Below are 24689 nucleotides of genomic sequence, written 5' to 3'. Positions count from 1 at the left end.
CGCTCACGACGTACACTTGTGGGTCCAGCGCAGGCCGGTTGCCTTCCCTACCTGGGAGGCGGCCGGCCTTCCCGTCCCTGGTGGAGGTGTGCCGGATGACCAGTACGGTCCCCGCGTCCCTGACCCGTTCGGCGGAGGGCTCTGCCCTTCAGGCCGTGTTTCTCGACATGGACGGCACCCTCGTGGACACCGAAGGCTTCTGGTGGGACGTGGAGGTGGAGGTCTTCGCGGACCTCGGCCACGATCTCGACGAGACATGGCGGGACGTGGTGGTCGGCGGCCCCATGACACGCAGTGCCGGATACCTCATCGAGGCGACCGGCGCGGACATCACGCTCGCCGAACTGACGGTGCTGCTCAATGACCGATTCGAGGACCGGATCGGGCGCGGTGTGCCCATGATGCCGGGCGCCGAGCGGCTGCTCGCCGAGCTGGCCAGGCACAATGTGCCCACCGCGCTGGTCTCCGCCTCCCACCGCCGCATCATCGACCGCATCCTCGCCTCGCTCGGCCCGCAGTACTTCGCCCTGTCGGTGGCGGGCGACGAGGTGTTGCGTACGAAGCCGCACCCCGACCCCTACCTGCTGGCCGCGCGGGGGCTGCGGGCCGAGCCCGCCAGATGCGCGGTCATCGAGGACACCGCCACCGGCGTCGCGTCCGCCGAGGCCGCGGGCTGCCGGGTGGTGGCCGTGCCGTCCGTGCACCCGATCGCGCCTGCCGGCGGGCGACTGGTCGTACGGTCGCTCGAAGAAGTGGACCTTGGTTTCCTGCGGACGCTCATCACGTCAATGAACTGATGCCTGTACGGTCCGTGTTTTCGGGGTTTCTCGCATATGGCAATGGAAACTCTGGGCAGTCGGGCGTGTCTTTTCCGTGACGCGGGCGAGCCGATATCCGTTGCGGTTCACGCGGAATTCTGCGGAGTGACGTTCGTCACTGCGCGTGGCTTGGTGATGTTGGTCCGGACCACTCCGCGCCCCTGCCAGGGTGTATGAGGCGCGGCATTGTGTCCGCATTGGTGGAGTAGTGACCGAATCATTCCACGGTGGGAATATCCACGCACAGGCATAACCGATCACTGAGCGAATACGCGCCAACTCGGGCCCGGTCACGCTTTCCTGGCGTTGCCGACTAATCTCGTCGCGAGAACTTCGTCGCATCATCGATGTGTCTCGGCGCCACCCAGCCATGGGGAACTCAGTGCCGATCGCTCTGCTTCCCCGGCCTGATCGCACCGCTCCGAACGGGCGGCCGCGGCCAAGGCTCCCGAAGACATCGCTGTATCCCAGTGCCGGATGAGGAGAACGTCCAGGATGAACCGTAAGACTTTGGTGCTGCCGGCCGTGGTTGGCCTGCTCGCGCCTGTGCTTGTCGCCTGCGGCGGGACACAAGGCGGGTCCGCCGGCGGCGACGCCATTGTCGTGGGCACCACGGACCAGTTCATCGCCACCGACGACGCGCCCGCGCCGCTCGACCCGGCCTACGCCTACGACACCGGTTCGTGGAGCGTGCTGCGGCAGACCGTCCAGACCCTGATGCACGCCCCGCGCGGCGGCGGCGCGCCGGTGCCCGAAGCGGCCCAGTCGTGCGACTTCACGGACAAGGTCAGCGAGAGCTACCGCTGCAAGCTGCGCAGCGGGCTGAAGTTCGCCGACGGCAGCCCCATCACCGCGGAGGACGTGAAGTTCTCCATCCAGCGGGTCCTGGACATCAACCCCGACAGCGGCACGGCCTCCCTCCTCGCGAACATCGACACGATCGAAGCCAACGGCGACGAGGTGGTCTTCCATCTCGCCACGCCGGACGCGACCTTCCCGTACAAGCTCTCGACACCCGTCGCCGCGATCCTCAGCAAGGAGAAGTACGAGGGCAAGAAGCTCCGCGAGGGCTTCCAGGTCGACGGCTCCGGCCCGTACACCATGAAGACCGAGACCAAGGACGGCCACGTCTCCAAGGTCACCTTCACCAAGAACCCCAACTACCTGGGTGACATCAAGCTCCGCAACGACAAGGTCGAGCTGCGGTCCTTCGCGGACGCCGACGCCATGGGCAAGGCGCTCGAGTCCGGCGACATCGACATGATGACCCGGGCGATGTCGCCCGAGCAGATCAAGAGCATGTCCGAGAACCCGAAGGAAGGCATCGAGCTCACCGAGATGCCGGGTCTGGAGATCCGCTACCTCGCCTTCAACACCAACGACCCGTCGGTGAAGGACAAGGCCGTCCGCCAGGCCATGGCCGCTGTCGTCGACCGTGGTCACATCGCGGGCAAGGTGTACGGCTCCACCGCCGAGCCGCTCTACTCGCTGATCCCGGCGAGCATCGGGGCGCACACCAACTCCTTCTACAACAAGTACGGCGAGCCGAACCGGAAGAAGGCCGCGGAGCTGCTGCGCAAGGCCGACATCACCACCCCGGTGAAGCTGAAGCTCCATTACACGACCGACCATTACGGCACCGGTACGGCCAAGGAGTTCGAGGCGCTCAAGCAGCAGCTGAACGCCACCAAGCTCTTCGACGTCACCATCGAGGGCACCGAGTGGTCGAAGTTCGTCCCGGCCCAGAAGCGCGGTGAGTACGCGGTCTACGGAATGGGCTGGTTCCCCGACTTCCCGGACCCGGACAGCTTCATCGCGCCGTTCCTGGACAAGGGCAACTTCCTCAACACCCCGTACGTGAGCACCGAGGCGCGGGAACTCATCCCGCTGTCGCGCAAGGCCGCCGACCGCACCTCCGCGTCCCAGGCCTTCACGCAGATACAGGAGATCGTCGCCAACGACGTGCCTTTCCTGCCGCTGTGGCAGGGCAAGCAGTACGTCGCTGCCCGCAGTGGCGTCACCGGCGTCGAGCGGGTGGTCAACTCCAGCTCGGACCTTCAGCTGTGGGAGCTGGGCCACGGCGGCGACGCGTGAGCTGCGAGCCATGAACAAGCGGCGGCGGGCCGATGCCCGCCGCCGCTTTCGCGTGCTTGGTCCGGAGAACTACTGCGCGCCGGGGCGCACCAGACCGCTCTCGTACGCGTACACCGCGGCCTGCACCCGGTCCCGCAGGCCCAGCTTCGTCAGCACATGGCCCACATGCGTCTTGACAGTGGTCTCACTTACGAAGAGATCCGCGGCGATCTCGGCATTGGACAGCCCCCGCGCGACCAGCTTGAGCACCTCCACCTCACGCTCGGTCAGCGTGTGCAGCGTGTCCGGCACCGGCTCCTCGCCCGAGGGCAGATGGTCCGCGTACTTGTCGAGAAGCCTGCGGGTGATGCTGGGCGCGAGCATCGCCTCGCCCGCCGCGACCACCCGGATCGCCTGGACCAACTCGTTGGCGGGCGCGTCCTTCAGCAGGAAGCCGCTCGCCCCGGCCCGTAGCGCCTCCACCACGTACTCATCGAGGTCGAAGGTGGTCAGAACCAGCACCTTCGCCGGGCCGTCCCGCCCGGGGCCGGTGATCTGACGGGTCGCCTCGACGCCGTCCATACGGGGCATCCGGATGTCCATCAGCACAACATCGGGCTGCAGCGCACGCACCTGGTCGAGGGCCTGCAGACCGTCCCCGGCCTCGCCGACCACCGCGATGTCCTGCTCCGCCTCCAGGATCATCCGGAAGCCGGTGCGCAGCAGCGGTTGGTCGTCGACCAGTAGGACGCGGATAGCCACGGGTACTCCTTAGTTAGACCGGGCCCATTCTGCCCTGACCATCCTCTGCCGAGGCGGTCGGGGAGACGCTCAGCGGATATACCGGGGGAGTGCCGCCGAATTCCGGACAGACCGCCTGGTGGTCGCACCAGCCGCACAGCTTCGTGGGCCGCGGCCGCCAGTCGCCCGACTCGGTGGCCAGCTTGATCGCGTCCCAGAGCGCCAGCAGCTTGCGCTCCACGCGCTCCAGGTCCGCCGGGGCCGGGTCGTACGTCAGCACCTCGCCGCTGCCCAGATAGACGAGCTGGAGGCGGCGCGGCACCACGTTCTTCAGCCGCCAGATCACCAGGGCGTAGAACTTCATCTGGAACAGCGCGCCCTCGCTGTACTCGGGACGCGGGGCCTTGCCCGTCTTGTAGTCGACGATCCTGACCTCGCCGGTCGGCGCGACGTCGACCCGGTCGATGACACCGCGCAGCCGCAGGCCCGACTCCAGCTCCGTCTCGACGAACAGCTCCCGCTCGGCCGGCTCCAGGCGGGTCGGGTCCTCCAGCGAGAACCACCGCTCCACCAACTGCTCCGCCTCACCCAGCCAGCGGCTCAGCCGCTCGCCCTCGGCGTCCTCGGCGAACAGTTCGCCCAGCTCCGGCTTCGTCTCCAGCAGCCGGTCCCACTGGCCCGGGATCAGGGCCTTGGCGCGCGGAGCCGTCCGCTCCGCAGCCGGGGCGTCGAAGAGCCGCTCCAGCACCGCATGCACCAGTGTCCCGCGGGTAGCCGCCTCGCTGGGCTTCTCCGGCAGCTTGTCGATCACCCGGAACCGGTACAGCAGGGGACACTGCATGAAGTCGCTCGCCCGCGAGGGCGACAGCGATGTGGGCTGCTGACTCGTACTCATGACGCAGACCCTATGGCCCGCCACTGACAGCGAGCGGAATACCATCGACCTCAGACCCTCGAAACTGCATGATCGAGCGAGCGAAGCTTTCGCGACAAAGGGGACCCGTGAACGAGGACGACACGAGCGGCGAGCGTGAGCGGGAGCGGTCCGGTGCGGGCGGATCAGACCCCGAGGGCGGCAAGCCGCTGCGTTCCGACGGTCCCGGCGGTGGCATTCTCATGGGCCGTCCGTTCGGTGTGCCCGTCTATGTCGCCCCGAGCTGGTTCATCGTCGCCGCGCTCATCACCTGGGTCTTCGGCGGTCAGCTCGACCGGGTGCTCCCCGAGCTCGGTGGTACGCGCTATCTCGTCTCGCTCTTCTTCGCGGTTGCCTTCTACGCCTCCGTACTGGTCCACGAACTCGCCCACACCGTCGCCGCACTGCGCTTCAAACTGCCCGTGCGCCGGATCCAGCTGCAGTTCTTCGGCGGTGTGTCCGAGATCGAGAAGGAGTCCGAGACCCCCGGCCGCGAGTTCGTCCTGGCCTTCGTCGGACCGCTGCTCTCGCTCGTCCTTGCCGGTCTGTTCTACCTCGGGATGCAGGCCGTCGACCCCGGAACGGTCCCTGGGGTGCTGCTCGCCGGGCTGATGATCTCCAACCTGCTCGTCGCCGGGTTCAATCTGCTGCCCGGTCTGCCGCTCGACGGCGGCCGCATGCTGCGCGCCGTCGTATGGAAGATCACCGGCAAGCCGATGTCGGGCACCGTCGCAGCCGCGTGGGTGGGCCGGGCCCTCGCCGTCGCCGTCCTCATCGGCCTGCCGCTCCTCACCCACACCGGCGCCCTCGGCAACGCCACCGAGGACATCGGCGGCATGGAGACGGTCACGGACGCGCTGCTCGCCGCGATCCTCGCCGCGATCATCTGGACCGGGGCGGGCAACAGCCTGCGCATGGCCCGGCTGCGCGAACACCTCCCCGAGCTCGAAGCCCGCACGCTCACCAGACGCGCCGTCCCGGTCGAGTCCGACACCCCGCTCTCCGAGGCGCTGCGCCGCGCCAACGAGGCAGGCGCCCGCGCGCTGGTGGTCGTCGACGGCCACGGCGACCCCACGGCTCTGGTGCGCGAGACGGCCATCGTCGGCGTCCCGGAACACCGCCGCCCCTGGGTCGCGGTCAGTGGCCTCGCCCAGGAGCTCACCGAGGGCATGAAGGTCCCGGCGGAACTGGCCGGCGAGGCGCTCCTGGACAAGCTGCGGGCTTCCCCGGCGACGGAGTACCTGGTGGTCGAGGAGACGGGCGAGATCTTCGGCGTCCTGTCCACGGCGGACGTCGAGCGCGCCTTCGTCGCCGCGATGGCCCGGCCTTCTTCTTCCTAGGGCTCGCTTTGTCCTTGGGCCCGCTTCGATCGAGGGCTCGGTTCTCCGGGGCGGGCGTGGTCAACGCGGCCTGTTGCGGGCCGGTAGGCTGGTCACATGTCCGAACCGACCGGTGCCGCCCGCCGACGCGGGCCCTTCAAGGTCGGGGACCAGGTCCAGCTCACCGACCCCAAGGGACGCCACTACACGTTCACGCTCGAGGCCGGGAAGAATTTCCACACCCACAAGGGTTCCTTCCCGCACGACGAGCTGATCGGCGCTCCCGAGGGCAGTGTTGTCCGTACCACGGGAAACGTCGCCTACCTCGCGCTGCGCCCCCTGCTCCCCGACTATGTCCTGTCCATGCCCCGCGGCGCCGCCGTGGTCTACCCCAAGGACGCGGGGCAGATCCTGGCCTTCGCCGACATCTTCGCCGGCGCCCGCGTCGTCGAGGCGGGCGTGGGCTCCGGCTCGCTCAGCGCCTTCCTGCTGCGAGCCATCGGCGACCACGGCATGCTGCACTCCTACGAGCGCCGCGAGGACTTCGCCGAGATCGCCCAGCAGAACGTGGAGCGCTACTTCGGCGGCCCGCATCCCGCCTGGCAGCTCACCGTGGGCGACCTCCAGGACAACCTGACCGACGCCGACGTCGACCGCGTGATCCTGGACATGCTCGCCCCCTGGGAGTGCCTGGAGGCCGTCTCCAAGGCGCTCGTGCCCGGCGGCATCCTCTGCTGCTACGTCGCGACCACCACCCAGCTCGCGCGTACCGTCGAGTCCATCCGCGAGATCGGCTGCTTCGCCGAGCCTCAGCCGTGGGAGTCGATGATCCGCAACTGGCACGTCGAGGGCCTGGCCGTCCGCCCGGATCACCGGATGATCGGCCACACCGGATTCCTCGTCACCGCTCGCCGTCTCGCGGACGGTGTGGAGCCCCCGATGCGCCGCCGGCGCCCCGCCAAGGGCGCGTACGGCGAGGACTACGAGGGCCCCAACAAGGGCTGACGTAAGGCCGCAAAACGGGCTGACGCCCACACAACGTAGGGACGCCGCCGCCGAGTTCCCCGGACACCCCGGAGAACTCGGCGGCGGCGTCCTCGCGTTGACCGGCGTCCGACCTACACACTTTCTTGACCTACACAGTCGGACCCCGCTGTTCCGCGCGTGCTGTGACGTATGGCACGATGCAGGCCACCCCCGCCGGAACCGCCTTCCCAGGAGACATCCCGCGTGCAGACCTCCGCCGTCCCGGACCTCGCGCACACGCACGCCCGCCCGGTGCACTGGCTCGCCACCGCGACAGCGATGGCCGGGGTCGTGGCCGCCGCCGGGCTGCTGCAGCCCACGGCCCAGGCCGCCTCCCAGGCGGGCCCGCAGCACACCGGAACGGCCGCCGCGCCGGCCCCCGCGCCCGACCCGGCAGGCGTGCGGCTCCCGCTTGAGTGCGGCGGTGCCAAGAGCGTGGTCACGAAGAAGGCCTCGGGCGACCTGGACGGTGACGGCAGCCCCGAGACCGTGGCTGTGGCCCGCTGCGATGCAGGCTCCGGCACCCCGCCGAGCGGCGTCTACGTACTGACCCAGGGCCGGGGGACCGGCCCGCGCGTCGTCGCGACCCTCGTGGAGCCCGCACAGAAGCTCAGCGTCAAGGAATTCGCCGTGCGTGACGGCGTGATTACGGCGACCTTGCTCGGCTACTCCTCGCCGGACGTGCCGAGCTGCTGCCCCGACCAGCTCGAGAAGGTCAAGTGGCTGTGGCAGGGCGGGAAGTTCGTCCGCACCGCCCAGCCCGAAGCACGCGGTATGTGATCCGTCACTCTGCGTCGGGCCCGAAGACCTCGACCCGGTCCGAGACGCGGCGGACATGGATGCAGTCGCCCGGGCACTCCTTCGCGGAGTCCACGACATCGCTCAGCAGCGGCAGCGGCACGGGCGTTGTGGCGCCCGGGTTCTGGAGCAGTTCGTCGTCGGGGCTCTTCACATAGGCGAGCCCGTCGATGTCCAGCTCGAAGACCTCGGGGGCGTACTGCGCACAGATCCCGTCTCCGGTGCAGAGGTCCTGGTCGATCCAGACCTCCAGGGCCTCATCGACCGCTTCCTTGGGGACCTCGTGCTGCACGGTCATCTCTCCTGCCGTTTCCTTCGCCGGGTGGAGCAAAATGAAGCAAGTCGCGCCAGCCCTGACGGGTGTTGAACGCTTTGACGATACCCCCGCCCGCTTTCCGATGTTGTTGGGTGGGTATTCCCCTGGCGTGAGGGAGAGCGCAAGGGTGAAGATCGGACACACCCCTACCGTCTTTGTGATCTAGGGGTTTCAATCACCACCCACCCAGGTAGGGTCAGGAAGCGTCCAGCTCCCCTTGGAGGAGGTGAGGACCGTGGCAGCCCACGACGACGACATCAACCGCGGCATCCGGCCCGGGCGGGGGTCTGAAGACCCCGCCGGTCAGGTTGCCTATCTCGAGCAGGAAATCGCCGTCCTGCGCCGCAAGCTCGCCGACTCTCCGCGTCATACGAGGATTCTCGAAGAGCGGATCGTCGAGTTGCAGACAAACCTGGCCGGCGTCTCCGCACAGAACGAGCGGCTCGCCAACACGCTCCGTGAGGCCCGCGACCAGATCGTGGCCCTCAAGGAGGAGGTCGACCGGCTTGCACAGCCGCCGGCCGGCTTCGGTGTCTTCCTGCAGGCCAATGAGGACGGCACGTGCGACATCTTCACCGGGGGCCGCAAGCTCCGGGTGAACGTCAGCCCCAGCGTCGAGCTCGAAGAGCTCCGGCGCGGCCAGGAAGTCATGCTCAACGAAGCGCTCAACGTGGTCGAGGCCATGGAGTTCGAGCGCGCCGGGGACATCGTCACCCTCAAGGAGATCCTTGAGGACGGCGAGCGGGCCCTGGTGATCGGGCACACCGACGAGGAAAGGGTGGTGAGGCTCGCGGACACGCTGCTGGACACCACCATTCGCCCCGGCGACGCCCTGCTGCTCGAGCCCCGCTCCGGCTACGTCTACGAAGTGATCCCCAAGAGCGAGGTCGAAGAACTCGTCCTCGAAGAGGTCCCGGACGTCGACTACAACAAGATCGGCGGTCTGGGCAGCCAGATCGAGATGATCCGTGACGCGGTCGAGCTTCCGTACCTCCACCCGGACCTCTTCAAGGAGCACGAACTGCGGCCGCCGAAGGGCATCCTGCTCTACGGCCCGCCCGGATGCGGCAAGACGCTGATCGCCAAGGCCGTCGCCAACTCCCTTGCCAAGAAGGTCGCCGAGGTGACCGGCCAGCCCGCGGGGAAGAGCTACTTCCTCAACATCAAGGGCCCCGAGCTCCTCAACAAGTACGTCGGTGAGACCGAGCGGCACATCCGCCTGGTCTTCCAGCGTGCCCGGGAGAAGGCGAGCGAGGGCACCCCGGTCATCGTCTTCTTCGACGAGATGGAATCGCTCTTCCGCACCCGTGGTTCCGGGGTCAGCTCGGACGTGGAGAACACCATCGTCCCGCAGCTGCTCGCCGAGATCGACGGTGTGGAGGGCCTGGAGAACGTCATCGTCATCGGCGCCTCCAACCGCGAGGACATGATCGACCCCGCCATCCTGCGCCCCGGCCGTCTCGATGTGAAAATTAAGATCGAGCGTCCGGACGCGGAGGCCGCGAAGGACATCTTCGCCAAGTACCTGACGTCCTCGCTGCCGCTGCACGCCGACGACCTCGCCGAGCACAGTGGCTCCAAGGATGTCGCCGCCCACGCGATGATCCAGTCCGTCGTCGAGCAGATGTACGCGGAATCCGAGGAGAACCGCTTCCTCGAGGTCACGTACGCCAATGGCGACAAGGAAGTCCTGTACTTCAAGGACTTCAACTCCGGAGCGATGATTCAGAACATCGTCGACCGGGCCAAGAAGATGGCCATCAAGGCCTTCCTCGACCACAACCAGAAGGGCCTTCGGGTTTCCCATCTCCTCCAGGCATGCGTGGATGAGTTCAAGGAGAACGAGGACCTGCCGAACACGACCAACCCGGACGACTGGGCCCGGATCTCCGGAAAGAAGGGCGAGCGGATCGTCTTCATCCGCACCCTTGTCACCGGAAAGCAGGGCGCGGACACCGGACGCTCCATCGACACGGTGGCGAACACGGGTCAGTACCTGTAGAACGCAGACCGGCTGCGGATGCCCGGCCGGGCATCCGCAGCCGAATGCTTTTCCGACAGGTCCAGCCATACCGGAGCAATGACGAAATTGATCTCCCCACCAGCGCAGAGGCGTTCTAGGCTCGTCGGTACCGCCGAGTCGCGCAGTGCGGGGACGGGCACCGCACACGCACCGGAGCTACAGCGGTACTTGAGCGCCGTTCCCGGAGGGGAGCGCCGCCGGGCAAGGAGGGCCGCATGACCGTACGGCGAGTAATGGGCATCGAGACGGAGTACGGCATCTCCGTCCCGGGGCACCCGAACGCCAATGCCATGCTCACCTCGTCCCAGATCGTCAACGCCTACGCGGCGGCGATGCACAGGGCGCGGCGCGCCCGCTGGGACTTCGAGGAGGAGAATCCGCTGCGGGACGCCCGCGGCTTCGACCTCGCCCGCGAGGCCGCCGACTCCAGTCAGCTCACCGACGAGGACATCGGCCTGGCCAATGTGATCCTCACCAACGGTGCCCGGCTGTACGTCGACCATGCGCACCCCGAATACAGCTCGCCCGAGGTCACCAACCCGCGCGACGCAGTGCTGTGGGACAAGGCCGGCGAGCGGATCATGGCGGAGGCCGCCGAGCGCGCGGCCCAGCTCCCCGGCGCCCAGCCGATCCATCTGTACAAGAACAACACCGACAACAAGGGCGCGTCCTACGGCACGCACGAGAACTACCTGATGAAGCGGGAGACCGCCTTCTCGGACATCGTGCGCCACCTGACGCCGTTCTTCGTCTCCCGCCAGGTCGTCACCGGCGCCGGACGGGTCGGAATCGGCCAGGACGGCCATGAACACGGCTTCCAGATCAGCCAGCGCGCCGACTATTTCGAGGTCGAGGTCGGGCTCGAGACCACGCTTAAGCGGCCCATCATCAACACCCGCGACGAGCCCCATTCCGACGCCGAGAAGTACCGCAGGCTCCATGTGATCATCGGCGACGCGAACCTGTCGGAGATCTCCACGTACCTGAAGCTGGGCACCACGGCCCTGGTGCTTTCGATGATCGAGGACGGCTTCATCGCGGTGGACCTGGCGGTCGAGCAGCCGGTGCGCACCCTGCACCAGGTCTCGCACGACCCGACCCTCAAGCGGCTGGTCACGCTGCGCAGCGGCCGGACACTCACCGCAGTGCAGCTTCAGATGGAGTACTTCGAGCTGGCCCGCAAGTACGTCGAGGAGCGCTTCGGCGCGGACGCCGACGAGCAGACCAAGGACGTCCTGATCCGCTGGGAGGACACCCTCAACAGGCTCGAGAACGACCCGATGAGCCTCGCCGGGGAACTGGACTGGATCGCCAAGAAGGAGCTCATGGAGGGCTACCGCAGGCGCGACAGCCTGGGCTGGGACGCGGCGCGGCTTCATCTGGTGGACCTCCAGTACGCCGACGTACGCCCCGAGAAGGGCCTGTACAACCGGCTGGCGGCCCGCGGGAAGATGAAGCGGCTCCTGGGCGAGCCGGAGGTCGTACGGGCCGGGACAAAGCCCCCCGAGGACACCAGGGCATACTTCCGCGGTCGCTGTCTGGAGCAGTACGCGGACGATGTCGCCGCGGCCTCCTGGGACTCGGTGATCTTCGATCTGCCCGGCCGTGACTCGCTGCAGCGGGTGCCAACCCTGGAACCGCTACGCGGAACGCGTAATCACGTCAAGGAGCTCCTTGACCGGTGCCGGACCGCGGAAGACCTGGTCCGGGTTCTGGCCGGCGGCTGAAATGGCTCAGGTCCGGGAATCATGGAGGTGGTCCCCGGACGTTGAGGAAAGTGCGGGGCCGATGTCGGACCGTGCTTGTAGGGTCTGATCTTGACCGAACGAACTCACGTCAGGGCAAACCGAGCGGGGTGAGGGATATGGCGACCAAGGACACCGGCGGCGGACAGCAGAAGGCGACGCGTTCCACTGAGGAGGTCGAGGAGCACGCGCAGGACGCGCAGGCTTCGGAGGACCTCAAGGAGCGCCAGGAGAAGCTGTCGGACGACGTCGACTCCGTACTGGACGAGATCGACGATGTCCTCGAGGAGAACGCAGAGGATTTCGTGAGGTCATTTGTCCAAAAGGGCGGAGAGTAGGTCCCTCCAACTGCACTGGGGGTACCCCCTGTTGTCCGTACCCGGGCCATCGGCGAAAGCCGGTGGCACCGGGGCGGATGACCGGCGACGGCGCGGGTAATGTCCGTGCACAGCGAAAGATCGGCCCGCGCCCGACATGGCGGGCCGCCGCCAATCCGGAAGGAAACGCGTGGAAGCCAACCCTCGTAACACCGGGCGTCTGCCGGCAGCCTTCCTGACGCCCGGCTCGTCCTCGTTCATGGATTTCCTGGGCCAGCACTCCCCGGAGATGCTGCCCGGACGGCGTGTCCTGCCGCCCGTGCAGGGCGCCATCGAGGCACCGCACGGCACAACCATCGTCGCGACGACGTTCCCCGGCGGTGTGGTGCTCGCCGGTGACCGGCGGGCCACCATGGGCAACATGATCGCCCAGCGCGACATCGAGAAGGTCTTCCCGGCAGACGAGTACTCCGCCGTCGGTATCGCCGGCACCGCCGGCCTCGCAGTGGAGATGGTCAAGCTCTTCCAACTCGAGCTGGAGCACTTCGAGAAGGTGGAAGGCGCACAACTTTCCCTGGAGGGCAAGGCGAACCGGCTCTCCACCATGATTCGCAGCAACCTCGGCATGGCCATGCAGGGCCTGGCCGTGGTGCCGCTCTTCGCCGGATACGACGTCGACCGCGAGAAGGGCCGCATCTTCTCGTACGACGTCACGGGCGGCCGCTCCGAGGAGCACGGCTTCGCGGCCACCGGCTCCGGCTCGATCTTCGCCCGCGGGGCCATGAAGAAGCTCTACCGCGAGGACCTGACGGAGGAGCAGGCCACGACCCTGGTCATCCAGGCGCTGTACGACGCGGCCGACGACGACTCGGCGACCGGCGGACCCGATGTGGCCCGGCGGATCTATCCGATCGTCACGGTCATCACCGACGAGGGTTTCCGCAAGCTCACCGAGGCCGAGTCCTCCGGGATCGCCCGCTCGATCCTGGAGCGCCGTCTCGAACAGCCCGACGGCCCCCGTGCCGCGCTGCTGTGATGACCCCCTCTTCGGAACACATGTCACTGACAGAAAGGGACGGATAGCCGGTGTCGACGCCGTTCTACGTCTCACCCCAGCAGGCCATGGCCGACCGGGCGGAATACGCCCGCAAGGGCATCGCCCGTGGTCGCAGCCTCGTTGTGCTGCAGTACTCCGACGGCATCGTCTTCGTCGGTGAGAACCCGTCCCGTGCGCTTCACAAATTCAGTGAGATCTACGACCGGATCGGCTTTGCCGCGGCCGGTAAGTACAACGAGTACGAGAACCTGCGGATCGGCGGCGTGCGCTATGCCGATCTGCGCGGATACACCTACGACCGTGACGATGTGACGGCCCGTGGGCTCGCCAATGTCTATGCCCAGACGCTGGGCACCATCTTCTCCAGTGCGGCCGAGAAGCCGTACGAGGTGGAGCTGGTCGTCGCCGAGGTCGGCGCGACTCCCGAGGGCGACCAGATCTACCGCCTGCCGCACGACGGGTCGATCGTGGACGAACACGGCTCGGTCGCGGTCGGCGGCAACGCCGAACAGATCAGCACCTATCTCGACCAGCGGCACCGCGACGGGATGTCGCTGGCGGAGGCGCTGAAACTGGCCGTACAGGCTCTGTCCAACCAGTCCAACGGCAGCGAGCGGGAGATCCCCGCGGACCGCCTGGAGGTCGCGGTCCTGGACCGGACGCGACCGCAGCAGCGCAAGTTCAAGCGCATCGTCGGGCGGCAGCTGGCCCGGCTGCTGGAGGCGGACGGTGCCGCGTCGACCCCGACGGATGCGCCGTCGGACACCGAGGAGACCGAGGACGGCGAGGAGTAACCCCGCCGGAGGCCGGTCCCACGCGGCACGACTGCGCCCCCGACCGCCCGTGCGGTCGGGGGCGCAGTCGTCTGCCCGACTCCTGTGCGCCCGGAATCAGGGGAGCGCCCAGTGATGAAGGCGTTCGCGGTCCCGGGTGAGCCAGCTTCCGTCGCCGAGCGGGGTCACATCGCCGCCGACCGCCACCGGATACCGCAGCCGTCCCAGGGGACGGAGCGTGGCCGTGTCGCACAGCCAGTGCCGCATCGAGACCGGCCGCCCTGGCAGATAGATCCGGCCGGTGACCAGGACATGCCCCGCATCGATCAGGAACGCTCCGGCGACCTCGTCGTTGTCGCGGTCGGCCGCCAGCTGCCCGAGGTCGAAAAGGCAGGCGGGGTCGTCGGCGGCCACATCGTGCGAGGCGAGCTCGTCACGGTCGTCGTTGTGCGCGATTCCTTCGGCGCGCCGCAGGGTGAGGACCCGGCCCTGGTCCGGCAGGAAGTCGATCACCTCGCGCATCGTGGTGCCGCCTCGGATGTGCAGCCCGTCGCGACGGGGCTCGATCCACCATGTCGACCAGCTGTACCAAGCCGTCCAGCAGGACAGGGCGAGCAGTGAGCCGTCCGGATGCCACCGCTGGGTCACGTCGGAGGAGATGGCTCCGATGGGACGCCGGGCACGGATCTCGCCGGTCGCCGCATCCAGCAAAAGCAGCGTGTCCCGCGCATAGCGGTGCCGTGGCGGGTTCTCGCAGATCAGTATCGCGGCGCGCTCGTCCACTGCCGGGGTGGGCACCAGGACGCTGACGAGGGCCCCGTCCGGGCTCACTGCGGGCCTGCCGGGCGGGCGGGGGTCGCGGTGTCCGCCGTGCCAGCGGGCGTGCGACAGCTGCCAGCGGGTGGCTCCGTCGGGGCCCAGTGCGCGGATCCTGGAGCCCTCGGCGACGACTGCGGCGCCGCCGGGCAGCGGGGCCGCCGCGGAGAACGGCGGAAGTGTGAGGCTCCGGGTGGCCGCGAGGGTGCCGGAGAGGAAGGTCTGAGCGTCGTGCAGCTCCAGCCCTGCGTCCGTTCTGACGGAAAGCTGCCCGTCCACGAGCTGTGTCACGGAGCCTGCCGCGGGGGCTGTCCCGATCAGCGTCGCGTCGATCGGGTTCTCCGCCGTACTCATCATGATCGTGATCGTTCCACGGCGGAAGGCGCGGTCTCAAGGCCGCTGGGTGAGGACCATACGTACGGGTTCGGACCACCCGTACGTGCGGATTCAGAGGGCCCGGGCGGGGGCCGAGGAGCCGCGTACGACCAGCCGGACCGGGAGGTCGCCCTCCTCGGGGCGGCGGCCCTCCAGAACGGCGAGCAGCGCCGCCATACCCCGCTCGCCCACGCGTTCCGCGGGCAGGCGCAGCGTGGTGAGCTCGGGCTCCACTGCGGTGGCGAGCGCGAGATCGTCGAAGCCGGTGACGGACACGTCCTCGGGCACCCGCTGGCCCACGCGGCGTACGGCCTTGCAGGCCCCGGCGGCCATGATGTCGTCGTCGCAGATGATCGCCGTGGGCGGGAGCCCGGGGGCGGCCAGCGCCCGCTCGGCGGCCTCGCGCGCGCCGTTGACCTCGAGGGGCGCCGGGACGGTCCGCACCACCGCGCCGGGGACGTCCCGCAGTGCCTCGTGGAGCGCCCGGGCCCGTACGTCGAAGGTCCAGGAGCTGATGGCGGAGGCGAGATGGACGAAGCGGCGGTGGCCGATGGACAGCAGATGATCCGTCATCTGCCGCATGCCGTCGGCGATGTCGAGGTTGACGTGAGCCGCTGCGCCGGGATCCGCCGGGTCGCTGTCGAGCATCACGAGCGGCAGATCCGTGCCGCGGATGGCGGTCAGCGCCTCGGCGGCCATGGAGGAGGCGATCACGCCGTCGAGTGCGGCCCGCGCTGAGGCGAAGGGGTCCCTGGCGGGTCCGACGCCCTCGGGGGACGGGTAGAGCACCACGCCGAAGCCGTGCTCGGCGGCGACGGTCGCGGCGCCGGTGTAGACGCGGGCGAAGAACTCGTTCGTCAGGGCGGGCACCACGAGCAGCGCGGTCCTGGTCCGCCCGAGCCGCAGATTCCGCGCGGCGAGATTGGGCCGGTAGCCGAGCTCGCGTGCCGCGTCGCGCACCGCCCCGGCGGTCCGCTCGGAGACGCGACCGCGCCACTTGTCACCGAGGACGAGGGAAACCGTGGCCTGCGAAACCCCGGCAACCCTGGCGACATCCCTGCTGGTGGGCCGCGTGCCGCCGGGCCGGACAGACCTCTGTGCCATCGATGCCGTCCTCGCCCCTCGGGTGTTCGCTGTGCGTCCGCGGTGGACTGCGGACTGCCGACATGGTACGTATGACGGGGCACGTTATACGTAAAACCCCGCAGCGCGCCGAGGGAAACCGGGGGAAGAGGAGCAGGACATGGCCGAGGGAACCGCCGGCTACGGCGACATCCTGAAGGCGCCGCACGCCGCGCGGCTGCTCACCGCCACGCTCATCGGGCGGCTGCCCAACGCCACCGCGCCCATCGCGATCGTCCTGTTCACCCGTGCCGAGGGCGGCAGCTACAGCCTCGCCGGCGGGCTGGCAGCCGTGTACGGCATTGCCACCGCGATCGGCCAGCCCCTCCTCGGCCGGGCCGTCGACCTGCACGGGCAGCCCCGCGTCCAGTTCCCCGCCGCCGTCGTCTCTGCCCTCGGCATGGTGCTGCTGGCCGCCGCCGGGATCGGCGCACTGCCGCCGGCGTACGCGGCCGTCGCCGTCGCGGGCCTGTTCACACCGCCGCTCGAAGGCGGCCTGCGGGCCCTGTGGCCCAGCGTCCTGGGCCGCGAGGACCGGGTGCACCGGGCCTACGCCATGGACGCCGTCGCCCAGGAGGTGATGTTCACCGTCGGTCCCCTGCTCGTGACGCTGCTCGTCTCGCTCTGGTCGGCCGGAGCCGCGCTGCTCGTCATCAACGTCGTCGGCGTCCTCGGCGCGCTCTCCGTCGTCCTCTCGGAGCCCTCCCGCGGCTGGCGCTCCGCACCCCGAGAGGCCCACTGGCTGGGCGCTCTGCGCTCACCCGGGCTCCTCGCGCTCCTCGGCTCCTTCTTCTTCGTCGGCCTCGCGCTCGGCTCGATCACCGTCGCCGCGGTCGCGTACGCGGACGACCACGGGCAGCAGTCGGTGTACGGCTGGCTGATGGCGGCACTGGGCCTCGGCGCCCTCATCGGCGGAGTGGCGTACGGCGCGCGGCAGTGGGCCGGAGCCCCCGAGCGCCGGCTGCGCGCCCTCGTCGCCCTGCTCGGCCTCGGCTATCTGCCGCTCGCGCTCACGCCCGGTGTGGTCGCCATGACCGCGCTGGCGGCGCTCTCCGGCGTCTTCCTCGCGCCCGCGATCGCCTGTGCCTTCATCGTCGTCGACCGGCACGCCCCCAGCGGCACCGTCACCGAGGCCTTCTCCTGGCTCGTCACCACCTTCGGTGTCGGCGCCGCGGTCGGAACCGCCGTCGCCGGCCCCGCCGTCGAGCTCGGCGGAACCTCCTGGAGTTTTGCCGTCGCGGGAGCCGGAGGCCTTGCCGCACTCCTGGTTCTGATGGCCACTCAGCGAGTCCTCGCAGTTCCCGCCCACAGCAAGGGCATCGCGGTCGCAATCGCCGCCCCAACGGAAAATGATCGAAACGGTGCTGCCGAACCCGGTTTCAGCTCAGGCCGTGAGGCGTAATGTTCAGACATGGACCGCCGCATTTTCGGGCTGGAGAACGAGTACGGCGTCACGTGCACGTTCAGGGGACAGCGCCGACTGTCACCTGACGAAGTGGCGCGCTACCTCTTCCGCCGTGTTGTCTCATGGGGCCGCAGCAGCAATGTCTTCCTGCGGAACGGCGCCCGCCTCTACCTCGACGTGGGTTCGCATCCGGAATATGCAACTCCCGAATGCGACAACGTGACCGAGCTGGTCACCCACGACAAGGCCGGCGAGCGCATTCTCGAAGGCCTGCTCGTCGATGCCGAACGCCGCCTGCACGAGGAGGGAATCGCGGGCGACGTCTATCTCTTCAAGAACAACACCGACTCGGCGGGAAACTCCTACGGCTGTCACGAGAACTATCTCGTCGCCCGCCACGGAGAGTTCTCCCGGCTCGCGGACATCCTCATCCCCTTCCTGGTGACCCGTCAGCTGCTGTGCGGCGCGGGCAAGGTGCTGCAGACCCCGCGCGGCGCGGTCTACTGCGTCAGCCAGCGCGCCGAGCACATCTGGGAAGGCGTCAGCTCCGCCACCACCCGCTCGCGCCCGATCATCAACACCCGCGACGAGCCGCACGCCGACGCCGAGCGCTACCGCCGCCTGCATGTCATCGTCGGCGACTCGAACATGTCCGAGACGACCATGCTGCTCAAGGTCGGAGCCACCGATCTCGTCCTGCGCATGATCGAGGCGGGCACCGTGATGCGCGATCTGACCCTGGAGAACCCGATCCGGGCGATCCGCGAGGTCAGCCACGACATCACAGGCCAGCGCAAGGTGCGCCTGGCCAGCGGCCGTGAGGCCTCCGCCCTGGAGGTCCAGCGCGAGTACTACGAGAAGGCCGTGGACTTCGTCGAGCGGCGCGGGATCCGCACCGGCATCGTCGAGCAGGTCCTGGAGCTCTGGGGCCGCACGCTGGACGCGATCGAGGCCGAGGACCTCGAACGGATCGGCACCGAGATCGACTGGGTCATGAAGTACAAGCTCATCGAGCGGTACCGCGCCAAGCACAACATGACCATGTCGCATCCGCGAGTCGCACAGATAGACCTCGCGTATCACGACATCCACCGCCGCCGAGGGCTCTACTACCTGCTGGAACGCAAGGGACAGGCCGCCCGGATCTGCAACGACCTGAAGATCTTCGAGGGCAAGTCGGTACCCCCGCAGACCACCAGGGCGCGGCTTCGCGGCGACTTCATCCGCCGGGCGCAGGAGCAGCGGCGGGACTTCACCGTCGACTGGGTGCACCTCAAGCTCAACGATCAGGCGCAGCGCACGGTGTTGTGCAAGGACCCGTTCCGTTCGGTCGACGACCGGGTCGAGAAACTGATCGCCGGGATGTAACGACACGTTGAGTGGAACACCACACGGGCCCCGTACGTCCTCGTACGGGGCCCGCTGCATGCCCCGGACCCCGCTCGCCGATCCGACAGGATCGGCCGGGCACCCCCTAGAGTGTCGGGGACCTACCGTGCCGTCTGAGATCTGAGGAACACGTGCGCCGACTTGCCGGCCTTCTCGTCGTCCCCTTGCTGCTGCTGTCGGCAGTGGCGTGCGGCAGCGACGACAAGGACTCCGACTCCAACTCGTCCAGCGGGCTGCCCGCCATCACCGCAGGCGCCAAGTTCGGCGAGAAGCCGACCCTGGCCAAGGGTGAGGGTGATCCGCCCAAGGACCTTAAGGTCGTCGTGATCAGCGAGGGCAAGGGCGCGAAGCTGAAGAAGGGCGACCAGGCCCAGGTCCACTACCTGGGCCAGATGTGGGACTCCGACAAGCCCTTCGACAACAGCTTCGACCGGGGCCAGCCCTTCGACGTGACGATCGGCGGCGGCGGCGTCATCCCGGGCTGGCAGAAAGCCCTCGACGGTCAGAAGGTCGGCAGCCGTCTCCAGGTGTCGATCCCGCCGGCGCTCGGCTACGGCGCTCAGGGGCAGGGCGACATCAAGCCCAACGCCACGCTCGTGTTCGTCATGGACATCGTGAAGGCCACCGTCGTTCCCCTCTCCGCGAAGGGCACCGATGTCGCGCAGGACAACATCGACCTCCCGAAGGTGGGCACCAACACCGACGGCAAGGCCCCCTCGGTGACCTTCCCCAAGAAGGCCGACCCGCCGAAGAAGCTCGTCTCGAACTACGTGATCGAGGGCACGGGCCCGGTGCTCACGGCGAAGGACACCATCGTCGTGAAGTACCAGGCCTTCCTCTGGGCCGGCGGCAAGAAGTTCGACAGCACCTACGACGCGGGCAGGACCCAGACCTTCCCGCTGGCGCAGGTCACGCTCAAGGGCCTCAAGGACGGCATCATCGGCAAGAAGGTCGGCAGCCGTGTGCTGCTGGTCATCCCGCCGGACCAGGCCTTCGGTGCCAAGGAGCAGCAGGGCATCCCCAAGAACTCGACTCTTGTCTTCGCCATTGACCTTCTGACGAAGCCGTAAGGGCAAAGGTGCAAGACTGTCCTGGTTGCCCCGTTCATCATTAAGAGGAGCAGTTCAGTGAGCATCGAGAAGCCCGAGATCGACTTCCCGGGTGGCGAGCCGCCGGCCGACCTGGAGATCAAGGACATCTGGGAGGGCGACGGCCCGGTGGCCAAGGCGGGCGACACCGTCTCCGTCCACTACGTGGGCGTGGCCTTCTCCACCGGCGAGGAGTTCGACGCTTCCTGGAACCGCGGGGCCCCGCTCCAGTTCCAGCTCGGCGTCGGCCAGGTCATCTCCGGCTGGGACCAGGGCGTTCAGGGCATGAAGGTCGGCGGCCGCCGCCAGCTGATCATCCCCGCGCACCTCGCGTACGGCGACCGCGGCGCCGGTGGCGGCGCCATCGCCCCCGGCGAGACGCTGATCTTTGTCTGCGACCTGGTCGCAGTCTGATCACGTACTGACAGTAAGAGGGCCCATGCCGGTCGGCATGGGCCCTCGGCTTTGCCCCGACACCCCGGGGCGGTACGGTCAACGATCAGAAGCACTGTGAGGAAGGGCGTCGATGGCCATTGCCAAGGCCGAGCGGCTGATGAATCTGGCGCTGTGTCTGCTGGGCACCCGCCGCCCGCTCAGCAAGCGCGAACTGCGCGGGTCCATCGAGGCGTACCTTGAGGCCGGTTCGGACGACTCCTTCAACCGGATGTTCGAGCGCGACAAGGACGACTTGCGTGAACTCGGCCTGGTCATCGCGACGGTGGAGAATCTCGACGGCGAAACCGGCTATCTCGCCCGCCGTGACTCCAACCGGCTGCCCGCCATCACTCTCGACGCCGAAGAGGCGGCCGCACTCGGCCTCGCGGCCAAGGTCTGGCAGCAGGCGCGCCTCGCCGGAGCCGCAAGTGGCGCCCTGCAGAAGCTGCGCGCGGCGGGCATGCCCGAGGCCGAGGACTCCTACGAGACACAGCACAGCGCCCTCGAACCCCGAATTCCCGTCCACGAGGCCGCCTTTGAGCCGCTGATGCTCGCCTGCCGCGACCGCCGCCCCGTCGTCTTCGACTACCGCAAGGCGAATGCGGCGCGCCCCGAGCAGCGCCACGTCGAACCATGGACTCTCGAATGCTGGCGCGGGCACTGGTATCTGGCGGGCTGGGACCGCGACCGCGGCGCCGAACGGGTCTTCCGGCTCTCGCGCATCACCGGCCGCGTCCGCTCGCGCGCCGGCTCCTTCACCGCGCCCGTGCCCGATGTCGTCACCGTCCGGGAGACCGTGGAGACCTGGGCAGGGGAGAGCGCCACCCGCTCCGCGCGGATCCGGCTGCGCACCGGCAGCGGCTACCCCCTGCGCTCCAGGGCCCAGTCCATACGGGAACTGGGGGAGGGCTGGGACGAGTTGGAGATTCCGTACGGGCACGGGCTCGACGCCTGGCTTGTGGAGTTCGGCCCGGACGTCGTCGTAGTGGAGCCCGAAGATCTGCGGGCCGATGTGGTCGAGCGGCTGCGCGCCGTGGCCAAGGGCTGAGGGGGACGCGTACAACCATGGCCGCCAACGCCATTGACCAGACCCGGCGCATGCTCTCGCTGGTGACCTATCTGCGCGAGCGTCCCGGCGCGCGCGTCGGCGATGTCGCCCGCGCCTTCGGCATCACCGAGGACGAGCTGATCTCCGACCTCGACGTACTGCCCATGTGCGGAACCAGCTTCCGCGGTGGCGATCTGCTCGACATCGACACCGACGGTGACCGCATCTGGTGGCACAACCCCGACGATGTCGCCGAGCCGCTGCGGCTCGCGGCCGACGAGGCGACCGCGCTGCTGGTCGCCGCGCGCGCCGTGGCCACGCTGCCCGGCCTGCGCGAGGGCGACCGGCAGGCGCTGCTGCGCGCCACGGCCAAGCTGGAGACCGCCGCGGGCGAGACGGCCGGGGCAAGCTCCCGGCTGTCGGTCACCTTCGAGTCCGAGGGCGGCGTGTTCGCCGAGGTCGACCGGGCGATCTCGGAGCGGCGCCGGCTGTGGCTCAAGTACTACTCGCCCGCGCGCGACGAACTCACCGAGCGCGAGGTCGACCCGATCAGGCTCTTCGCCGTGGGACACACGTATATGGAGGCATGGTGCCGTCTCTCCGAGGCGCGCCGGACCTTCCGTCTCGACCGGGTGGCGGAGATCAGGCTGCTCGACGCCCCCGCGGCGCCGCCCGAGATCGAACTGCGTGATCTTTCGGAGGGGCTGGTCCAGCCGTCCGCCGACGATCCCGAGGTGGTGGTCGAGGTCGGCCCCGGCGGGCGCTGGGTCGCTGAGTACTACCCGCACGACAGCGCGGAGGAGCTGCCCGACGGAGGGCTGCGCATCACGCTGCGTACGCCTGCGCCCACCTCGCTGCGACGGCTCGCCCTGCGGCTGGGGCAGGACGGGCGGATCGTCTCGCCGCAGGACCTGGCGGACAGCGCCCGGCTCGCGGCGCGCCAAGCGCTCGAGGCCTACGACGGCCAGGAATAAGGAGATCGGCGCCGGATGTCTCTGATGTCTTCCATCCCCGCCCAGGTGGGCACGGTTCTCTTCAAGGCAGCGTGTCCCGAGTGCCGGGCGCGCTTCGAGCTGGCGGCGGGGGCGCTGCGACTGGCCATCGGTGCCAGCCGTCGCACCACCTTCTACTCCTTCACCTGCCCCGAGTGCGAGACCGCCGTACGCAAGCCGGCCGGTGAGCGCATCATCGAACTCCTCACCGGTGGCGGAGTGCGGACGCTGCGCCTGCACTCCACGGTCTAGAACGGTCTAGGCTCTGCGCATGTTCTGGCCCATGCTCGCCATCGCCCTCGGATTCCTTGGGATCGCCCTGCTCGGGATCCTCGGTATCCGGGTCTTCGTCGAGGCCCAGCGACTGGGCCGGGAGGTGGCCCGCACCACCGAGCGGATCAACCGTGCGGCGGAGGATCTGGAGCACGCGGCGACCGATCTGGCCCGTACCGGAGAGGCCCTGCGCTAGAGAGGGCGCACCCTGACCTGAGGGTGACGCTGGCGGTACGCTGAAGTCGGCGGCAACTGGCTATGAGGCGCCAGCCGCAGCACGGGTGTACGCACGGGGATTGCCCTGCGTTTACCCGTGAGAGTTACGATCGCAGCTGGTCGATGCCAGGACACATGTCCACCACGATCAGCAGCTCAGCCGCATGCCGCCTCGGTGAGAAGGTAGACACTCGTTATGTTCCGACAGATCGGCCCCCTCGAGATCACGATCATCGCTCTCCTCATCCTGCTGCTCTTCGGTGCCAAGAAGCTTCCGGACATGGCTCGTTCGTTGGGCAAGTCCGCGAGGATCCTCAAGAGCGAGGCCAAGGCAATGAAGTCGGAGAGCCAGCCGGAGGCCACGCCGGCCGACCCGCCGCAGGACCCGGCCCAGGGTCAGGCCGCCCCTCGAACGATTCAGGCATCGCCCGGTGACGTGACGAGTGCTCGTCCCGTGAGCGAGCCCACCGACACCACCCCCCAGCGCTGACCCAAGGCCGCGAACGCGGCCTGCCGCACGAGATGAGGACGTGGGTTGCTCAAGCCCGCCCGTTCTAAACAGAAGGAGAAGGACCCCGAGGGGCGGATGCCGCTCGCGGACCATCTGCGTGAGCTGCGCAACCGGCTTGCGAAGGCGATGTTGGCGATCACCATCGCGTCCGTCGTCGCCGCGTTCTACAGCCAGGAGCTGATGGACCTTCTCTCCTCACCGGTCCCCGCCTGTGAGAAGGGGGTGCTGGAGACTGGCGGCAAGTGCGCCACGATCGCCTACAACGACCTGCTGTCGCCGTTCACGACCACCGTGAAGGTCGTGTTGATGGCCGGCATCATCGTTTCCTGCCCCGTCTGGCTCTACCAGCTGTGGGCCTTCGTGGCTCCTGGCCTGCACAAGAGCGAGAAGAAGTACACATACCTCTTCGCCGCCGCCGCCGTCCCACTCTTCGCGGCCGGCGCCTGGCTCGCGTTCATGATCATGCCGGTCAGCATGAAGGTGCTGCTGAGCATCACCCCTGACACGGCGGCGAACTTCCTCGAGGTCGACAAGATCCTCGACTTCTCGGTCCGGATGGTCCTGATCTTCGGGTTCTCGTTCGAGCTGCCCCTGCTGCTGATCATGCTGAACGCGGCCGGAGTCGTCACCGGACGGCGGATGATCAGCTGGTGGCGGGGTGTCGTCATGGGCATCTTCGTCTTCGGAGCGGTCGCCACCCCGTCGACCGACCCCCTCGGAATGGTGGCGCTGGCAGGACCGATCATCGTCCTCTACTTCATCGCGGTCGGTATCTCCTTGCTCAACGACAGGCGGCGCCGGCGCAACGATCCCGATGCCGAACTGGATGACGACGAGGCGTCCGACCTCGACCTCACCCCCGGGGACATCGGCGAGATCGAGTCCGTACGGGCGAGCCATACCCTGCCCCAGCAGGCGGACGGCAGCCGGTCGGAGCGGCTGAACGGGTACGACGACATCACCTGAGACGCGAACAGCGCGAGGGGCCGGGGATCCTCCACTGTATCCATCCGGCCCCCTTCGTACGGTCCGTGGAGTCCCCTCGCGGGGGCGACCGGCGCCATCACCGCGGGCCGCGGGCGGGGCGGCAGATGTGCCGG

The 24689-nt window shown here is 68.5% G+C and carries 25 protein-coding genes; 20 read left to right on the top strand and 5 right to left on the bottom strand.

The features are described from left to right. Positions 1-95: 95 nt before the first annotated feature. Positions 96-797 carry an HAD family phosphatase gene (locus FBY35_RS24755; protein ID WP_142216183.1) on the top strand — a complete coding sequence of 234 codons (702 nt, stop codon included), beginning with the start codon at positions 96-98 and terminating at the stop codon, positions 795-797. A gap of 516 nt (positions 798-1313) precedes the next feature. After that, the gene (locus tag FBY35_RS24750; protein WP_142216182.1) at positions 1314-2912 is read left to right on the top strand and encodes an ABC transporter substrate-binding protein; all 1599 of its coding nucleotides are present in this window, start codon (positions 1314-1316) and stop codon (positions 2910-2912) included. 69 nt (positions 2913-2981) lie between these two features. Here the strand turns inward: FBY35_RS24750 and FBY35_RS24745 are convergent, their stop codons facing one another. Together FBY35_RS24745 and FBY35_RS24740 are read right to left on the bottom strand one after the other, a co-directional pair. After that, positions 2982-3653, bottom strand: coding sequence for a response regulator transcription factor (locus FBY35_RS24745; protein ID WP_142216181.1), 672 nt, complete (start codon positions 3651-3653; stop codon positions 2982-2984). A gap of 13 nt (positions 3654-3666) precedes the next feature. Further along, positions 3667-4527: a RecB family exonuclease gene (locus FBY35_RS24740; RefSeq protein ID WP_186357059.1), complete on the bottom strand. Its 861-nt coding sequence runs from the start codon at positions 4525-4527 to the stop codon at positions 3667-3669. A gap of 107 nt (positions 4528-4634) precedes the next feature. On the opposite strand from FBY35_RS24740, the gene FBY35_RS24735 reads away from it, so the two are divergent. The 3 genes from FBY35_RS24735 (at position 4635) to FBY35_RS24725 (ending at position 7670) form a co-directional block, all read left to right on the top strand. Then, positions 4635-5885, top strand: a complete 1251-nt coding sequence (locus FBY35_RS24735) for a site-2 protease family protein (protein WP_142216179.1) — start codon at positions 4635-4637, stop codon at positions 5883-5885. 96 nt (positions 5886-5981) lie between these two features. After that, on the top strand, positions 5982-6869 hold the full coding sequence (locus FBY35_RS24730; protein WP_142216178.1) for a tRNA (adenine-N1)-methyltransferase: 888 nt from the start codon (positions 5982-5984) through the stop codon (positions 6867-6869). 225 nt (positions 6870-7094) lie between these two features. Then, on the top strand, positions 7095-7670 hold the full coding sequence (locus tag FBY35_RS24725; protein WP_142216177.1) for a hypothetical protein: 576 nt from the start codon (positions 7095-7097) through the stop codon (positions 7668-7670). Positions 7671-7674: 4 nt separating this feature from the next. Here FBY35_RS24725 and FBY35_RS24720 read toward each other — a convergent pair whose 3' ends face one another. Then, a complete protein-coding gene (locus FBY35_RS24720) occupies positions 7675-7986 on the bottom strand; it encodes a ferredoxin (protein WP_142216176.1) in 312 nt (103 codons plus the stop codon). Between the two features lie 253 nt (positions 7987-8239). Between FBY35_RS24720 and arc the strand changes: the two genes are divergently transcribed. The 5 genes from arc to prcA all read left to right on the top strand — a co-directional run bounded on the left by arc (position 8240) and on the right by prcA (position 13940). Continuing rightward, a complete protein-coding gene (arc, locus tag FBY35_RS24710) occupies positions 8240-10006 on the top strand; it encodes a proteasome ATPase (RefSeq protein WP_142216175.1) in 1767 nt (588 codons plus the stop codon). 236 nt (positions 10007-10242) lie between these two features. Then, the gene (gene dop / locus FBY35_RS24705) at positions 10243-11754 is read left to right on the top strand and encodes a depupylase/deamidase Dop (RefSeq protein WP_399208800.1); all 1512 of its coding nucleotides are present in this window, start codon (positions 10243-10245) and stop codon (positions 11752-11754) included. Between the two features lie 137 nt (positions 11755-11891). After that, complete coding sequence (locus FBY35_RS24700; protein WP_142216174.1) at positions 11892-12110, top strand: ubiquitin-like protein Pup; 219 nt, start codon at positions 11892-11894, stop codon at positions 12108-12110. A 169-nt stretch (positions 12111-12279) separates the two neighbouring features. Continuing rightward, positions 12280-13125 (top strand): proteasome subunit beta, encoded by an 846-nt coding sequence (prcB, locus tag FBY35_RS24695; protein ID WP_142216173.1) that lies wholly within the window; start codon positions 12280-12282, stop codon positions 13123-13125. Positions 13126-13175: 50 nt separating this feature from the next. After that, positions 13176-13940: a proteasome subunit alpha gene (prcA, locus tag FBY35_RS24690; protein ID WP_142216172.1), complete on the top strand. Its 765-nt coding sequence runs from the start codon at positions 13176-13178 to the stop codon at positions 13938-13940. A gap of 96 nt (positions 13941-14036) precedes the next feature. Here the strand turns inward: prcA and FBY35_RS24685 are convergent, their stop codons facing one another. Together FBY35_RS24685 and FBY35_RS24680 are read right to left on the bottom strand one after the other, a co-directional pair. Then, positions 14037-15092, bottom strand: coding sequence for a hypothetical protein (locus tag FBY35_RS24685; RefSeq protein ID WP_142216171.1), 1056 nt, complete (start codon positions 15090-15092; stop codon positions 14037-14039). A 90-nt stretch (positions 15093-15182) separates the two neighbouring features. After that, entirely contained in the window at positions 15183-16214 is a 1032-nt protein-coding gene (locus FBY35_RS24680) for a LacI family DNA-binding transcriptional regulator (RefSeq protein WP_142216170.1), read from the bottom strand. A 139-nt stretch (positions 16215-16353) separates the two neighbouring features. Between FBY35_RS24680 and FBY35_RS24675 the strand changes: the two genes are divergently transcribed. The 10 genes from FBY35_RS24675 (at position 16354) to tatC (ending at position 24555) form a co-directional block, all read left to right on the top strand. Beyond that, complete coding sequence (locus tag FBY35_RS24675; protein ID WP_142216169.1) at positions 16354-17634, top strand: MFS transporter; 1281 nt, start codon at positions 16354-16356, stop codon at positions 17632-17634. Positions 17635-17643: 9 nt separating this feature from the next. Then, the gene (gene pafA / locus FBY35_RS24670; RefSeq protein WP_142216168.1) at positions 17644-19005 is read left to right on the top strand and encodes a Pup--protein ligase; all 1362 of its coding nucleotides are present in this window, start codon (positions 17644-17646) and stop codon (positions 19003-19005) included. Positions 19006-19157: 152 nt separating this feature from the next. Then, positions 19158-20096 (top strand): FKBP-type peptidyl-prolyl cis-trans isomerase, encoded by a 939-nt coding sequence (locus tag FBY35_RS24665; RefSeq protein WP_142216167.1) that lies wholly within the window; start codon positions 19158-19160, stop codon positions 20094-20096. Positions 20097-20153: 57 nt separating this feature from the next. Next, entirely contained in the window at positions 20154-20528 is a 375-nt protein-coding gene (locus tag FBY35_RS24660; RefSeq protein ID WP_142216166.1) for an FKBP-type peptidyl-prolyl cis-trans isomerase, read from the top strand. A gap of 112 nt (positions 20529-20640) precedes the next feature. Continuing rightward, complete coding sequence (locus tag FBY35_RS24655; RefSeq protein WP_142216165.1) at positions 20641-21597, top strand: YafY family protein; 957 nt, start codon at positions 20641-20643, stop codon at positions 21595-21597. Between the two features lie 17 nt (positions 21598-21614). After that, positions 21615-22571: a YafY family protein gene (locus FBY35_RS24650; RefSeq protein ID WP_142216164.1), complete on the top strand. Its 957-nt coding sequence runs from the start codon at positions 21615-21617 to the stop codon at positions 22569-22571. 15 nt (positions 22572-22586) lie between these two features. Continuing rightward, positions 22587-22841: a hypothetical protein gene (locus FBY35_RS24645; RefSeq protein WP_142216163.1), complete on the top strand. Its 255-nt coding sequence runs from the start codon at positions 22587-22589 to the stop codon at positions 22839-22841. Between the two features lie 19 nt (positions 22842-22860). After that, on the top strand, positions 22861-23058 hold the full coding sequence (locus tag FBY35_RS24640; RefSeq protein ID WP_142216162.1) for a hypothetical protein: 198 nt from the start codon (positions 22861-22863) through the stop codon (positions 23056-23058). A 216-nt stretch (positions 23059-23274) separates the two neighbouring features. Beyond that, positions 23275-23568: a Sec-independent protein translocase subunit TatA gene (tatA, locus tag FBY35_RS24635; RefSeq protein ID WP_142216161.1), complete on the top strand. Its 294-nt coding sequence runs from the start codon at positions 23275-23277 to the stop codon at positions 23566-23568. A gap of 96 nt (positions 23569-23664) precedes the next feature. Then, positions 23665-24555 carry a twin-arginine translocase subunit TatC gene (gene tatC / locus FBY35_RS24630; RefSeq protein ID WP_142218144.1) on the top strand — a complete coding sequence of 297 codons (891 nt, stop codon included), beginning with the start codon at positions 23665-23667 and terminating at the stop codon, positions 24553-24555. Positions 24556-24689: the final 134 nt, after the last annotated feature.

Source organism: Streptomyces sp. SLBN-118 (assembly GCF_006715635.1).
Classification (GTDB): domain Bacteria; phylum Actinomycetota; class Actinomycetes; order Streptomycetales; family Streptomycetaceae; genus Streptomyces.
This window is presented reverse-complemented; position numbering and strand designations above follow the sequence as displayed.